The organism is Streptomyces sp. Y20, from assembly GCF_043195475.1.
Lineage (GTDB): Bacteria > Actinomycetota > Actinomycetes > Streptomycetales > Streptomycetaceae > Streptomyces.
Genome location: NZ_JBIDDP010000012.1, coordinates 166,391 through 183,022, shown reverse-complemented (window position 1 = coordinate 183,022; position 16,632 = coordinate 166,391). Strand labels below are relative to the sequence as shown.

Genomic DNA, 16,632 nt, shown 5'->3' with positions numbered 1-16,632 from the left:
GGGCCCCGGCGGGACCGTCACTCCCGCGCGCGCAGGCCGGCGACCACCGCGGCCAGACCCCTGACGGTCGGTGCGTCGAAGAACGCGTGCAGCGGCACCTCGACGCCCAGCCGGTCCAGGACCCTCGCCGAGATCCGGGTCATGGTGAGCGAATGGCCGCCGAGATCGAACAGATCCTCGGTGTCACCCAGGTCCGGGACCCGCAGCACCTCGCACCAGATCTGCCGTACCGACTCCAGCAGGTTCCCCGGGGCCGCCCCGGGCGCGGCGACCTCCTCCGGCGGGGACGGGAGCGCCGGGCGGTCGAGCTTGCCGTTCGGCGTGACCGGCAGGGCGTCGAGGGCGACGAACGCCTCGGGCACCATGTACGCCGGCAGCGACGCCGCCAGCGCGCGCCTCAGCTCCCCCTCGCTCGTGCTGCCGACGAAGTAGCCCACCAGCCTGCCGTCCCGCTGAGCGGCGGCGGCCCCGTCCACTCCGGGAACGGCGAGCAGCCGGGACTCGATCTCGCCCAGCTCGATCCGGTGGCCCCGGAGCTTGATCTGGTCGTCGGCTCTGCCGAGGAACTCCAGCCGTGCGTCGCCGCGTCGGCGTACCCGGTCTCCCGTCCGGTACATACGGCTGCCCGGCGGCCCGAACGGATCGGGCAGGAAGCGCTCGCGGTCCAGCTCCGGGCGGCCGAGGTAACCGCGGGCGAGGCCGGCCCCGGCGAGGTACAGGTCACCGGGGACGCCTTTCGGGACGGGTGCCAGCCGCTCGTCGAGCACGTAGGCCCGGGTGTTGGCCAGCGGACGGCCGATCGTCACCCGTTCGGGCTCGGGGCCGATCTCGTCCGCCGTCGACCAGACCGTCGCCTCGGTCGGCCCGTACAGGTTGACGAGTCTGCCGACCTTCGGGCGCAACCGCCGGGCCAGCGGCAGGGGGAGTGCCTCGCCCCCGGTGATCGCCGTGATCCCGGGTGCGGTGAAGCCCGCGTCCAGGAGCATCGCCCAGCCGGTCGGGGTCGCCTGCATATGGGTGACCCGCTGCCGGTCCACCAGTGCGCGCAGCGCCGAGCCGTCACGCGTCTGCGTCTCGCTCGCCATGACCACCGCGCCCCCGGTGACCAGCGGCAGGAACAGCTCCGGAACGGACATGTCGAACGCCGCCGAGGCCGACGCCAGCCAGCGGTCACCCGGCCGGGCGGCCAGCAGGTCCCGCATCGACAGCAGCAGGTTCACCAGCGAGCGGTGCGCGATCCGCACGCCCTTGGGGCGGCCGGTCGAGCCGGAGGTGTAGATGACATAGGCGAGGTCGTCCGGGGCCGGTGACGGGCGGGCCGTCCCGCCGGGCGCGCCGCACTCCTCGGCGGCCGCCAGCTCGGTGTCGCCCAGTTCGTGGGCGGCTCGGGAGTCCGCGAGGATGAACTCCAGCCGTTCCGCCGGATACTCCGCGTCGAGGGGAAGGTAGGCCGCCCCCGCCTTCAGGACCCCGAGCAGGCCGGCCAGCAGCCGTTCCGTCCGGCTCGCCCGCACCGCGACCAGATCTCCCGGACCGACGCCCCTGTCACGCAGCCGGTCGGCGACCCGCGTCGCGGCGGCGTCCAGCTGCGCGTAGGTGAGCCGCCGGTCGGCATGGAGGACCGCGACGGCATCGGGGCTGCGGGCGACCTGCCGCGCGAACAGGTCCGGGACGGTGGTCTGCGGACGGGCGACGGCCGTGTCGTCGTGGCCCGCGAGCAGGCGGTCCCGCTCCTCCTGGTCCAGCAGGGGGAGTTCGGCCAGCACCGTGTCCGGGGCGGTCGCGGCGTGGGTCAGCGCGGACAGCCAGTGCCGGCCGACACTTCGGACGTCGTCGCCCGTCAGCGAACCCGGCGGGTACTGGAGCACCGCGTCGATGCCGTCGGGCCCGTCCAGCAGGGTGACGCACAGGCGGTGGCGGACGGCGGCGCCCGCGGGAACCGGATCCACCGTGGCGACGAGGCCGGGGAAGTCCGGGGCGGAGGTCCACCGGCTGTAGGACAGATGGACCGGGGCCACCGCCGGACCGGGCCGCGTCCCCGCCGCGACCCCGGCCGGCGCCGCGCCGCGCACCCGGTGCGGGCCCCGCAGCGCGGCCCCGATCTCCCGGGCGAAGTCCGCGAACGCCGTGTCGCCCCGCGGAGCGGAGGAGAAGGGCAGTTCGCCGGCGTAGGCGCCGATGCGCGGGTACTCGTGCGGGGTGCGCGTGTCCAGATCGAGGGCCGTGACCGGGGCGGTGTTGCCGTAGCGGAACAGGAGGGCGTGCACGGATGCCACCAGCAGCTCGTAACGGGTGACGCCGGTCCGCTCCGCCACGTCCTGGAGCGAGTCCCGCACCCCGGCCGGTATCCGCAGCCGCACCGCGTCGTCGCTGCCCACGTCCTGGACGGCCCCGTCCAGGCCCGGGAGCAGCAGGTCGGCGCCGGCCGTGTCGTCCGCCCGGTACCACCGCCCGAGCGGTGACCCGGTGCCGGCCCGGGGCTCCTCGGCCGCGTCCGGACCGAGTTCCGGCAGCGCGGGATCACCACTCCCGGTCTCCGCCCGGTAGAACGCGGCGAGATCGGTCACGAACACCTCCACCGACGGCCGGTCGAAGACCAGGGGGTGCGCCACGACCAGCAGCCGGTGCTCGGCCGCCCCGAGCGACTGGAGCACCAGGCGGCACAGCGGTCCGCGGGCGAGGTCGAACGCGGCGGTGATGTGCTCCCGCGTGTCCTCCCGGCCGGGCCGGTCGAAGACCGGTTCGGGCCGGGTCGCGGCGGGGACGAGGACGGGCACGCCGGCCCGGTCCTCGACGGCGCGGCCGAGACCCGGGTGCCTGCCCAGCACGGCATCGCAGGCGCGGCCGAGCGCGGCGACGTCGAGGTCGCCGCGTAGGTGCACGGCGAACGACAGGTGGTCCACGGCACCACCGTCGCCGGACGGGCCGCCGGGCGGGATGAGGGGGGAGTCGGCCGGAACTTCGGGCATCACAGATCCTGTCACCGTCAGGGTGGAAATGAAATCGGTCTGCCTGATCTTCACTGTCCCCGGCAATTTTTCGGCAGTAGCGGGCAATGCTGCCCGAACGAACAATTCATGTGCCCAGAAGAGCAATTGACAGTCACTCCGGGTGCATCAATGATCGGGGTGTCGACGGAGCCCGGTATCCGATGGACGAATGTTTCCGTCCGTGCGTTGCCGCACGGATCGGAAAGGCGCGGACCGGCTCCCTCTCCATCACCCGGAAACCGCTTCCCGGTGCGTGTCCCCGGGCACGACTTCCCATCCGATCACCCTGGACACAGATGTCCTGCCGAGGGGAAAAGGCCAGCCTTGCCCGCGAACCACACGTTCCACGGTCCTGCCTCCGCATCCACGGAGGCGGCACCGCGGCAGACCACCACCGAAGTGCCGTGCGCGAGCGGGGCGAAGCCGCTGTCGTCGTTCTCGCAGCAGCGGCTCTGGTTCCTGACCCAGATGCGGGGCGCGGGCGAGGCCTACCACATACCGCTCGCCTTCGAGCTGCGCGGGCCGCTGGACCGCGGCGCGCTGACCCGCGCGCTCGACGCGCTGGCCGACCGCCACGAAGCGCTGCGGACCCGTCTGGTCGCCGTGGCCGGTGAGGTCCTCCAGCAGGTCGACCCGCCCGGGCAGGGCTTCACCCTGCGGGTGCACGACCTGACCGGCCGGCCCGACGCGGAAGCCGGGCTCGCCGCCCTGCGACAGCGGGAGGCCACCGCGCCCTTCGACCTCGCGCGGGGCCCGCTGTTCCGCGGCCGGCTGGTGGTTCTGGCGGCGGACCGCCACGTGCTGCTGGTCACCGCGCACCACATCGTGTCGGACGGCTGGTCGACCGGTGTGTTCACCCGGGAACTGGGTGCGCTGTACGCGGCGTTCCGCGAGGGCCGGGACGATCCACTGCCGCCGCTGCCGGTGCGGTACGCCGACTGGGCGGCCTGGCAGCGGCAACAGCTCTCCGAGGACGCGGCGGCCCGCCAGGCCGCGTACTGGAGTGAAGCCCTGGCGGGCGCGCCCGCCCTGCTCGACCTGCCGACCGACCGCCCGCGCCCGGCCCACCAGGACTACCGGGGCGCGCAGCTGCACCTCGAGTTCGACGCGGAGCTGACCGCCGCCCTGAGGGCACTGAGCCGGCGCCACGGCACGACCCTGTTCATGACCCTGCTGACCGGATGGGCGCTGGTGCTCTCCCGGTCGTCCGGGCAGACCGATCTGGTGATCGGCACGCCCACGGCCCACCGCAGTCGTACCGAGTTCGAAGGGCTGATCGGCTTCTTCGTCAACAGCCTGGCCCTGCGCGTCGACCTGTCCGGTGATCCGTCGGTGGCCGAGCTGCTGAAGCGGGTGCGGGGGGTGACGCTGTCGGCGCTGACGCATCAGGACCTGCCGTTCGAGCGGGTGGTGGAGCTGGTCAACCCGGCCCGCAGCACGGCGCACACGCCCCTGTTCCAGGTGATGTTCGCCTGGCAGAACACCGAGGGCGGCGAGCCGGCCCTCCCCGGTCTCGGCGTGACGCCGCTGGACGCGCCCTGCACCGCGGCCAAGTTCGACCTGGCGCTGTCACTGGGGGAGAGGGACGGCCGGGTCGTCGGCACCCTGGACTACGCCTGTGCGCTGTTCGACACCGAGACGGTCGAGCGCCACTGCCGGCAGCTGCGGAGGGTGCTGACGCAGATGGCCGCCGAGCCGCAGCGGTCCGTGACCTCACTGGAGCTGCTGTCCCCGCAGGAGCGCGCACAGCTGCTGGACGGGTGGAACGACTCGGCGCGTGACGTCTGCGCGGCACCGTTTCCCGCGCTGTTCGAGGAACAGGTACGCAGGTCTCCGGAGGCGGTGGCGGTGGAGTTCGGTCCGCTGTCGCTGTCCTACGGGGAGCTGAACGCACGGGCCAACCGGCTGGCCCGGCGGCTGACCGGGCTGGGCGTGGGCCCCGAGCGGGTGGTGGCGGTGGCGCTCCCCCGGTCGGTGGAGTGGCTGGTGGCGATCCTCGCGGTGATGAAGGCCGGCGGGGCCTACCTGCCGGTCGATCCCGACTACCCGGCCGAGCGGATCGCGTACATGCTCCACGACGCCGAACCGGCATGCGTCCTCACCGACGCGGCCACCGCGCCCGCCCTGCCCGGCACGAGCACCCCGCTCGTCCTGACCGGTACCGGCGCCGACACCGGGACTGCGACCGCGACCGCGGCCGGCCCGGGGGAGACGACCGACCTGACCGACGCGGAGCGCGGCGCCCCGCTCCGGCCGCACTGCGCGGCGTACGTCATCTACACCTCCGGTTCGACCGGCCGGCCCAAGGGCGTGGTCGTCACCCACGAGGGCATCGCCGCGCTCTCGGCGAGCCAGACCGAGCGCCTGGGCGTCACCTCGGACAGCCGCGTGCTCCAGTTCGCCTCACCGAGCTTCGACGCCGCCACCTGGGAGGTGTGCATGGCGCTGCTGACCGGCGCGCGGCTGGTGATGGCCCCGGCGGACGAGCTGCTGCCGGGCGAGGGTCTGGCCGGGGTGGTGCGCCGTCATGCCGTGACCCATGCCACCCTGCCCCCCGCGGCGTTGGCGGTGCTGCCGGCCGGCGCCCTGCCGGACGGGATGACCCTGGTGGTGGCGGGTGAGGCGTGCCCGCCGGCCCTCGTCGGGCAGTGGTCGGCCGGCCGCCGCATGATCAACGCGTACGGCCCGACCGAGACCACGGTCTGCGCCACGATGAGCGGCCCCCTGTCCGAAGCCGTCACCCCGCCCATCGGCACGCCCGTGGCCGGTACCCGGGTGTACGTGCTCGACGCGCAGCTCCGACCGGTGCCGCCGGGTGTCCGCGGGGAGTTGTACGTCGCCGGTGCGGGCCTGGCCCGCGGCTACCTGAACCGGCCCGGGCTGACCGCGCAGCGGTTCGTCGCCGATCCGTACGGGCCGCCCGGTACCCGTATGTACCGCACCGGGGACCTGGCACGGTGGCGTGCCGACGGGCAGCTGGAGTTCGCCGGCCGCGCCGACCACCAGGTGAAGGTGCGCGGCTTCCGCGTCGAACCCGGCGAGGTCGAGGCCGCCCTGCTGCGGCAGCCGGGCGTCCTCGAAGCCGTCGTACTGGCCGACAGCGACGGGACCGGCGAGACCCGCCTGATAGCCGGGATCGGACGGGGCGAGGCCGCGCCGCGACCGGTGGGCGAATGGCGCGCGGCACTCGCGCGGCTGCTCCCCGGCCACATGATCCCGCAGCTCTTCCTCGAACTGCCCCGGCTGCCGCGGACCGCCCACGGCAAGACCGACCGCGAGGCGCTGCTGAGGCGGGCACGGACGGCCGGGCCGGCCCAGGTCAACACCTCGACCCCGCGCGACCACACGGAGCTGGCGCTCTACCGGATATGGCGGCGGCTGCTGCTGCACGCCGACATCGGCATCCACGACGACTTCTTCGACCTCGGCGGCACGTCGATCTCCGCCATCAAACTGGCCCACGCCGTCCGCGAGGAGTTCGGTGAGACGCTGCCGCTCCGCGACATCATGCTGCACCCCACCATCGAGGCGCTCGGCGGACGGCTGCGGCGGGGGTCCCCGGCCCGGCCCCCCGGCAACCTCATCACCTTCCGCGACGGCGACGGCCACCGCCGCGTCGTCTGCGTCCACCCCGGTGGCGGCACGGCCTTCTGCTACCTGCCGCTCGCCAGGGCCCTGCCGGAGGACTGCGGCGTCTACGGCATCCAGTCCCCGGGCCTGGACCCCGGTGAGACCTTCCTGCCCACGGTCGAGGCCATGGCGGACAGCTACCTGCGGCTCATCGCCCCCCTGCTCGACGGGCCGCTGGTGCTCACCGGCCTCTCCTTCGGGGGCCTCGTCGCCCACGAGATGGGACGCCGACTGGCCCTCGCCGGACACACCGAGGTGAGCGTGGTCCTCCTCGACACGCACGGTGCGGACGATGACGGCGACGGCGACGGGGACGCCGGCGTCCAGCCGGTGGACATGGCCGAGTTCCGCGAGAAGCTGGTCCGGTTCAACGGCATGTACCCCGGTATCGAGGACGAGCAGATCGAACGGTACTACCGGGTCTACAACCACAACCGGTCGGCCGCGCACGCCTACCGGGCACCGTCCACCCCGGCCCGGCTGGTGCTGCTGCAGGCCACGGAGGGACTCGACGACCGCGAAGTACGGGCGGCCGGGGACTTCTGGCGCCGGCGCGCCGGCACCGGCCTCCAGGTGGAGCGACTGGCCTGCGACCACTGGGAGATCCTGGAACCCGCCGGGGTGCCACGCGTGGCCGCGCTGATCCGATCCGAGCTGGCCCGGCGGCCGGCGTCCCGTCCGGTGCCGCACGAGGCCCGGCCCGTCCAGCCCGATCAGGCGCAGAAGGCATGATGGAACCCACACCGACCGCACCGGCCCCCTCGACCGTCCAGAGCGCGCCGGCCGGTTCCAGGACGGCGGGACTGGCCGGGAGCGTGCTCGCCCAGGCCCGCCGCACCCCGGCCGCCGTCGCCGTCATCGACGGCGAACGGCACCTCGACTACGCCGCACTCGACTCCGCCAGTGCCGCCGTCGCCGACGCCCTGCGCCGTCGTGGCATAGGGCCCGGCCAGGCGGTAGCGGTCTGCCTGCCGCGGTCCTGGCAGCTGGTGAGCGCCATGCTCGGCATCCTGCGCCTGGGCGCGGTGGTGGTACCACTGGACGCGCAGAGCCCGCCCGAGCGGCGCGGCCACATCCTCACCGACTCGTCCGCCGTGGCGCTGATCCACGGCGAGGCGGCACCCGACGGCCTGCCCGCCGGCGTGCTGCCGCTGGCGGTCGAGGCCCTGCTCCACGCCGCTCCGGCCGCCGCGGACATCCCCCCGGCGGCCGCCACCGCCGCACCGGTCTCCTTCGTCTTCTACACGTCCGGTACCACCGGACGCCCCAAGGGCGTCGAAGTGCCGGACGCCGGCATCCTGCGTCTGGCACGGCCCGGTTACCTCGAACTGCCCCAGGGGGCGCGCTACGCCTGCCTGTCCAACCCCGCGTTCGACGCCCTGAGCTTCGAGGTGTGGGTGCCGCTGCTGACCGGCGGCTGCTGCGTCGTCCTCGGCGACGAGGTCGTGCAGTCCCCCGAGGTACTGGCGGCGGAGCTGCTGCGCCGGCGCGTCGACACGCTCTTCATGACCGTGGCGCTGTTCAACACGGTGGTCGACAGGGTTCCGCACTGCTTCGCCGGAGCCGGCCAGGTGCTGGTCGGCGGTGAGCAGCTCAACGCACCGGTGATCCGCCGCTGGTACCGGGACAACCCCGCCAGCCGCACCCGGCTGTTCAACGTGTACGGCCCCACCGAGGCCACGACCTTCGCCCTGTGCCACCCCATCCCCCGGGCGTTCGACCGGGACGTGGTCCCCATCGGGCGGACGCTGCCGGGCACCGAGGCCCTCGTGCTGGCCGACGGCGCACGACCGGCCGTGACCGGCGAGCTGGGCGAACTCCTCCTCGCCGGAGAGGCGCTGGCGGCCGGCTACCGCAACCTGCCGGACGAGACCGCACGCCGCTTCGTCCGGCTCCCCGGGCACGACGGAGGACGGACCCGGTACTACCGCACCGGCGACCTGGTCAGGCGCGGCACCGACGGACTCGTCGAGTACGTGGGGCGCGCCGACCGCCAGGTGAAGGTCCGCGGCTTCCGCATCGAACCGGGGGAGCTGGAGCGGCACATCCTGACCCATCCGGCGGTCCGGCAGGCCCACGTCTGCACACGCCGTGACGAGGAACGGGGCGTCAACGAACTCCTCGCCTACCTGGTGGCCGGGGCCGACCTCACGTTCGACGACTTCGACCGTCACCTGGCGGCCGGTCTGCCGCCTTACATGCGACCGCACCGGATCCACCTGATCGACGAACTGCCGCTCAACGCCAACGGCAAGGTCGACCGGACCGCCCTGCTGCGGCGCGACGACGGCCGGCCCTGGCGGCGTACCGGGGCCACGGCTCCCGCGGCCGACGCCACCGAGTGGCAGCGCCAGGTGCTCGACCTGGCGGGCGAGGTCCTCGGGGTGACGGGTCTGCGCCTGGACGACCGCTGGATCGCCAGCGGGGGCGACTCCCTCAAGGCCCTGCGCCTGCGCTTCGAGGTGCGGCGCCGCTGGGGCTGCGAACTGCCGCAGAGCCTCGTCCTGCGGGCCGACCTCGCCGAACTGGCCGCCGCCGTCCGGGCCGGCCGCACCACGAACCCCTCGCCCCATCCGGCGCCCCCCGCCCCGGCGGGCGCCCGCTCCGCGCCGGCCACCTCCGAGCAGCAGCGGCTCTGGCTGCTGCACCAGCGCGACCCCCGGTCCTGCGCCTACAACGTCGGGCTGTCCTTCCGGATCCGCGGCACCGTCGACACAGCGGCACTGCGCCGCGCACTGTGCCGGCTGGTGGTACGCCACCCGGCGCTGCGCACCGCGTTCGACACCACCGCCGACGGACTGCGCCAGGTGGTGTCCGAGCCGTACGACCCGTGGACGGAGCCACCCGCCGACCTGGGCGGTGACGAGGAGAGCCGCGGCGGCCACGCCCGCCGCTTCTTCGCCACGCCCTTCGACCTGTCCCGGCCACGACTGCTGCGGGCGAGCTGGCTGGCCGAGGACGGGGGCGGCGTGCTGCTGCTGCACCTGCACCACATCGCGGTCGACGGCTGGTCGCTCAACGTGCTCTTCCGCGAGCTGTCACAGGAGTACGCGGCCGCACCGCGCGGGGACGAGGACGCCCCGGCCCCCGCGCCGACCCCGCTCGACTTCGCCACCTGGCAGACCGACTGGTTCACCCGGCCCGCCTACCTGACGCAGCGCGCCGAACTGCGCGCCCACTACGGCGAGGCGGAGGAGGAAGAGGACGAGACGGACGTCCTGACGCCTTCGGCACCGGTCCGCTCCACGGTTCGCGCCGAGGGCCGTCTCGTGCACACGGCCCTGGACCCGGTGCACCGCGCACTCCTGGACCGGCTCTGCTGCGAACTGGGGCTGACCCGCTTCCAGGTGCTGCTGGGTGTGTTCGCCTGGAGCCTGTACGGCGTCACCGGCCGCTCGCGGCTGCGGGTCGCGAGCCCCGTCGCCAACCGTCCCGTGCAGGAGTTCGAAGCCAGCGTCGGCATGTTCGCCAACACGGTGCTGCTACCCCTGCGGGTCGCGCCCCGCGAGACGCTCCGCGCCGGGCTGCTGCGTCAAGGCGCCGCCGCACAGGCCGTACTGGACCGGCAGGACGTGGCCCTGGCCGACGTACTGGCCGACCGGGACGCGCACGACGAGGGCCAGCCGTTCGACTTCCTGTTCGTGCTGGAGAACACCGACTTCTCCGCGCTGGCGCTGCCGGGCTGTGACGCCCGCCCCGAATGGCACGCCCCGGCCGACGCCAAGTGCCCGCTGACGCTGTCCGTGGTCGAGCACGAAGACGGCTTCGACTGCCTGTGGGAGTACGCCGGCACCCACTTCGACGCCCCGGACGTGCGGGCGATGGCCGACCTGTTCCGCACCGGCCTGAACCGGCTGGCCGAGGACCGTGACGCCACCGTCGCCCGCCTGGTGACCCCCTACCGGGCCAGCCTCCCCGACCCCGGACGCGGCGCCCCGGCGGAGCCGGCCTTCACCACGGTGGCCGAAGGCTTCGCCCGCCAGGTCCGCCTGACGCCCACCGCACCCGCGCTGGCGACCGGTGACCGCACCCTCAGCTACGCCCGGCTCGACGCGCACGCGGCGGCTCTGGCCGCCGAACTGCGGGAGCGGTTCCCGTCGCCACCGGACGACGACGGTCCGCGCGGCGTCGCACTCCACCTCGGCCCCTCGGTCGAACACGTGGTGGCGCTGCTCGCACTGGCCCGCCTCAACATCACCGCGGTGCCGCTCGACCCCGGCTACCCACCGGCCGTACTGCGTCAGATCCTGGACCAGGTCGAGCCGCTGTGCGTGCTCGTCGCACCGGGCGGCCAGGACGCGCTCGACGCGATCGCCCCGCCGGGCCTGCCCCGCCTCCCGGTCACCCTGTCGACCGGCCCCGCGCCCACGCCGGCGCCGCACGAGGGCCGACGGCCGCTGTACACGCTGTTCACCTCCGGCTCCACCGGCACCCCCAAGGGCGTGCGGGTGTCCGACCGCACCCTGTGCAACCTCCTCCACTGGCAGAGCGAATCCGGTGGCCTGGCCACGGCCGCCGTCACCCAGCAGTTCTCCATGCTGTCCTTCGACGTCTCCTTCCAGGAGATCTTCGGCACCCTGTGCGGCGGCGGCTGTCTGCACCTGGTGCGGCCCGACTGGCGGCAGGACGCTCCCGCCCTGCTGGCCCAGCTGGAATCGGCCGGCGTGGAACGGGTCTTCATGCCCTACGTCGCCCTCCATCTGCTCGCGGAGCACGCCGTCCACCTCGGCCGCTACCCCTCGCGACTGCGCGAGGTGATCACCGCGGGCGAGCAGCTGCTGTGCACGGACGCCATCCGCCGGTGGTTCGCCGGGATGCCCGGCGCCCGCCTGTTCAACCACTACGGCCCGACCGAGACCCATGTCGTCAGCGGACTCCGCCTGGACGGCGACCCGGCGCACTGGCCGGAACGCCCGGCGATCGGGCGTCCCGTGGCCAACGCCTGGCTGCGCGTGGTCGACGAGGCCGACCAGCCCGTACCACCGGGCTGCCCCGGGCGGCTGCTCATCGGCGGCCCCATGGTCTCGCCCTGCTACCTGGGCGACGCGGAACTCAACCGGACCCGTTTCGTGGAACTGCCCGGACTCGGGCTGTTCTACCGTACGGGCGACCGGGCCCGCTTCGACCGCGACGGACTGCTGCACTACCTGGGCCGCGACGACCACCAGATCAAACTGAGCGGCCACCGGCTGGAACTCGGCCAGGTCGAGGCCGCGCTGCTGCGGCACCCGCGGATCGTCAACGCCGTGGTGGTCCGCGACGGCGAACAGCTGACCGCCTGCCTCCAGTGCCGCGACGTCCGCCCCTCACCGGAGGAACTGGCGAGCCATCTGGCACCGCTGCTGCCCTCCTACGTACGGATCCAGCGCTTCCGGTCGCTGGAGGTGCTGCCGCGCACCCCCAGTGGCAAGCTGGACCGCCGCCGGGCGCTGGACGCCCCCGGCGAGGAGCTGAGCCCGCGCGCCGCCACCGCGCCCCGCCTGTCCCCGCTGGAGGCGCTGCTCACCGAGCTGTTCGAGGCGGTGACCGGCACACCGATCCAGCCCGACCAGCGCTTCTTCGACGCCGGCGCCTCCAGCCTTCACCTGATGCGCTTCCAGCTGCGCTGCGCCACGGAACACGAGCTGCCGCTGACCGTCCCCGACCTGTTCGAGCATGTGACCATCCGCCGCCTGGCACGTTCCCTGGAAGGGCGGCCGACGACGGCGGGGCGGCCGACGCCCGGCACCACGGCGGAGCGGCCGACGGCCGCCGCCACAGCCGCGAGCCGGCCGCCGGCGGCCGATGAGCCGGTCGCCGTCGTCGGCATGGCGGTACGCCTGCCCGGCGCCGACGACCTGGCCGCCTTCTGGCAGATGGTGGAGAGCGGCCGTCGCGGCATCGAGCACTTCGACGCCGCGGACGGTCTGGTCGGCGCCCGCAGCCAGATGTCCGGTCTGCTGGCCTTCGACCCGGAGCACTTCGGCATCAGCCGACGGGACGCGCGCCTCATGGACCCGCAGCAGCGCCACCTGCTGATGAGCTGCGCCCAGGCGCTGGCCCACGCCGGTGTCGCCGACCCGGCCGGGCGGTACGTCGGGCTGATCGCGGCCTGCGGCGAGAACACCTACTTCCAGTCCATGCTCCGCGAAGCCGATCCGGCGCACCTGCCCGACGGCTTCCAGATGGCGACACACCACGACAAGGACTTCCTCGCCACCAAGGCGGCCTACCACCTGGGCCTGACCGGACCGGCGTTCACCGTGCAGGCCGCCTGCGCCAGCTCGCTGGTGGCCGTGCACCTCGCGGCCGGCCTGCTGCGCCAGGGCGACGCCGAGGTGATGCTGGCCGCGGGAGTGCTCGCCGACCCGCAGCTGACCGGCGGGTACACCTACCAGCCCCAGCACATCTTCTCCAAGGACGGACACTGCCGGCCGTTCAGCGACGACGCCGACGGCACCATCGGTGCCAGTGGCGTGGGCGTGGTGGTGCTCAAACCGCTGCGGCTCGCGCGGCGCGACGGCGACACCGTCTACGCGGTGGTCACCGGTTCGGCCCTCAACAACGACGGCGCCGGCAAGCTCGGCTACAGCGCCCCCTCACTGGCCGGCCAGCGCGAGGTGATCCGCGCCGCCCTGCGGCGCGGCGGCCGTACCGGCGCCGACGTCGGCTACGTCGAGGCGCACGGCACCGGCACCCGGCTCGGCGACCCGGTCGAGGTGGGCGCACTGCGCCAGGCCCTGGACCTCGGCGCCTCGGACCGCTGCGCGCTGACGTCGGTGAAGAGCCAGATCGGTCACCTGGGCGCCGCCGCGGGGGTGGTCGGACTGGTGCGGGCCGCCCTGGCCGTCCATCACGGCGTGATCCCGCCCAACGTCGGCTTCCACCGCGTCAACCCGGCGATCGGCGACCTGACGCCGTTCCACGTCCCCACCGAGGCCCGGCCCTGGCCGGCGGACCGGCCCCGGGTGGCGGCTGTGAGCAGCTTCGGCATCGGCGGCACCAACGCCCACCTGCTGCTGGAAGAGGCACCCGCGCCGGCCGAGCCGCCCGCCGCCGCCATGCCCTGCCTGATGCTGTCCAGCAGCAGCGCGGAGGGCCTGCGCGCCGACGCCTCCCGCATCGCGGACTACCTCCAGGGCCGGCCCGAGGCCTACGGCCGGGTACTGCGGCACCTCCAGGCCGGCCGTCCACCGCGCCGCTGGCGGATGGCCGGGGTCTGTCCCGACGCCGCCACCGCGGTGGCCTGGCTGCGCACGGCGGCCGGCGTCGAGGTGGCACCGGACGAGGGAAGCCTCACCGCCGCGGCCCACACGGCCCGGGAGCTGACCGACGCCTGGCTGGCGGGGCGGACGATCCACTGGCCGGCCGGACCGGCGCAGGCGCCCTGGGACTTCCCGCCGCCCGCCTTCCGGCTGACCGACCACGACTTCGAGCGCGCCCCGTCCGCACCCGGGCCGGCGGCCCCCGACGAGCATGCTCGGCGGCTGCCCGAAGCCGAGTGGCTGCACCAGCCGCACTGGGTACGGCTGCGCCGGGCCGTGCCCGCCACCCCCGGCACACCCGAACGCGATCTGCTGGTGGTCCTGACGGCCGCACCGCTGCCCGAGGCCGCGGTGCGGCCCTTGGAAGCGGTCTACACCAGGGTGGTCCGGGTCGGCGCGGCGGACGCCTTCGCCCGGCTGGCGCAGGACCTCTACCAGGTCGACCCGGCCGACCCCGACTCGCTGGGCCTGCTCCTCGACGCGCTGGCCGACGAGGCCCGGACGGGCATCGACTGGCTGCACGCACTGCCGCTCGCGGTCGACGGCGCGGTGGGCGAGGAGTCGCTCGCCCGTGCGCGCTGGGCCTGCGTCGACACCCCCGCCGCCCTGGTCCGGGCGATGACCGCCCGGCCGAAGGTGGGGCCGCACCGTGCCTTCTGGCTCTCGCACCGGGCCCAGCCCGTGGAGGGCGGCGTGGACCGGCCCGAACTCGGCCTCCTGGCCGGTGTCTGCGAGGTGGCGCCGCAGGAGTGCGCCGTCACCGGCCGGTGGCTGGACCTGCCCGGAGCCGGCCTCGCCGACTGGGCGCCGCTGCTGGCGCCGGTACTGGCGGAGGCGGAGCCCCCCGCGCCGACACGGCGCCGGCTGGCGCTGCGGCAGGGCTACTGGTGGGAGCCGACGCTGCTGCCGGTCACCGCGCCCACCGCGCCCACCCCTCCGCTTCCGACAGCGGACCAGGGCGTCCACCTGATCCTGGGCGGCACGGGCGGCATCGGCGGTACCCTCGCGGCCTGGCTGCTGGAGCACACCGGGGGCCGGGTGATCCTCGTGGCCCGGCGGCCGGTCCTGCCGGCCGGCCTGGCACCGTGGGCCGACCGCGTCCAGATGGTCGCGGCCGACCTGGCCGAGCAGGCGCCCGCGGCGGTGCTGACCCTGATCGAGCGGTACACCGACCGGGTCGACGGTGTGGTCCACGCCGCGGGCGTGGCGGCCGGAGGCCTGATCGCCCGGCGCGACGCCACCGTCATGCGTCGCGCCACCGCGGCGAAGCTGAACGGCGCGCTGCTGGTCGAGCTGCTGGTCCGGTGCTACCGGCCACGGTTCGCCGCGTACTGCTCGTCCATGGCGGCCCTGTTCGGCGGCATCGGACAGCTCGACTACGCCGCGGCGGCTGGTCTGCTGGACGGTTTCGCCCGCTACCGGGCCACCCCGGTGGACACCACGCTGCGGCTCGGCATCGACTGGGACGTCTGGAACGAGGCCGGGATGGCCCAGGAGGCCCTGCGGTCGGACGCCCGCCACCAGGCGCACCTCGCGGTCGGCCTCGGGGTCGCGGAGGGCCGCCGGGTGTTCGAACGGGCCCTGCGGCTGCAACTGCCTCAGCTGCTGGTGTCCACCACCTCCCTGGAGGAGGCCCGCGCTTTCTACGCGGCCCCGGCCGAAGCTCCGGGCCGGGCGGCGCAGGAGGCCGTGACCCGCCACGAGGGGACCTCCCGGGCCGCCGCACAGCTCGCCGAACACCTCTGCCGCTGGCTGGGGGTGGAGGAGCTCGACCCGGACGCGTCCCTGTACGACCTGGGCGCGGACTCCCTGACCTTGCTGGACCTGATCAGCGAGGTGAAGCGGCACTTCGGCGTCGACCTCGAACTGTCCCGGCTGAGCCACCGGGTGAGTCTGACGGAGGTGCTGTCCCGGCTCGCCGAGCCGCCCACCGAGGACGGGCCGGCCGCCGGCCACCTCACCGAAGCCCATCCGTCCCGGACCCAGGCGGCCCCGGCCCAAGTGGCTCTGGAGGTGTGGCAGGAGGGCGGGGGACACGACGTGCTGTGCCTGATCCATCCCGTCGGCGGTGACATCCAGGCGTACCGCGCGCTGGTGTCGTCGCTCGACCCGCGGCTCACCGTCTGCCTGATCGCCGACCCCGCCCTGCGAGGGCACGTGCCGCACCGCTCGTTCGAGGAGCGGGCCCGCCACTACCACGCCGCGCTGCGGCACCGCTTCCCGCACGGTGAGGGGCGGCTGTACCTTTCCGGCTGGTCCTTCGGCGCCTGGATGGCACTGGCGATGGCCGCCGAGGAGGAAGCGGCCGGGCGGACGGCGGACGGCCTCTTCCTCATCGACCCGCCCCCGCCCGGTGCCGGGCCGCGCTTCGAGGACTACGACGAAGCGGGGATCGAAGAGGTCTTCACCCAGGAGCTGCGCACGGGCGGCCCGGACGCGGCGGCGGGCCGGGCGGCGCGGGACTACGCCGAGCGGCTGGCCCGCTGCTGCCGGGCCAACCTCGCCGGCATGGCGCGGTACGAGCCGGCGCGCCTGTCCCGCACACCCGTCCGGCTCTGGCTGGCGGCGCGCCCCGCGGCCGGCATGGACGCGCTGGGCACCCCTGACGAGCAGCTGCGCCTGTGGCGGGCACACCTGCCCCGGCCGGCGCACGTGCGGATCGCGGACACCGACCACTACGGCATCGTCCGGCCGCCCCACGTACGGACGGTGGCCGAGGAGATCAACGCGGCGACGTCGCCCGTCCCCGGGAACGACTGACGCGGCCA

Annotated in this window: 3 protein-coding genes; 2 read left to right on the top strand and 1 reads right to left on the bottom strand. The window is 74.5% G+C overall.

Annotation, left to right across the window (positions count from 1 at the left end):
• Positions 1 to 17: 17 nt before the first annotated feature.
• Complete coding sequence (locus ACGFT1_RS27355) at positions 18 to 2,969, bottom strand: amino acid adenylation domain-containing protein (RefSeq protein WP_373911645.1); 2,952 nt, start codon at positions 2,967 to 2,969, stop codon at positions 18 to 20.
• A gap of 345 nt (positions 2,970 to 3,314) precedes the next feature.
• Between ACGFT1_RS27355 and ACGFT1_RS27350 the strand changes: the two genes are divergently transcribed.
• The gene (locus ACGFT1_RS27350; protein WP_373911644.1) at positions 3,315 to 7,352 is read left to right on the top strand and encodes an amino acid adenylation domain-containing protein; all 4,038 of its coding nucleotides are present in this window, start codon (positions 3,315 to 3,317) and stop codon (positions 7,350 to 7,352) included.
• Positions 7,349 to 16,624 (top strand): amino acid adenylation domain-containing protein, encoded by a 9,276-nt coding sequence (locus ACGFT1_RS27345; protein ID WP_373911643.1) that lies wholly within the window; start codon positions 7,349 to 7,351, stop codon positions 16,622 to 16,624. The genes ACGFT1_RS27350 and ACGFT1_RS27345 overlap by 4 nt, the downstream gene beginning before the upstream one ends.
• The last annotated feature ends 8 nt before the right edge of the window (positions 16,625 to 16,632 follow it).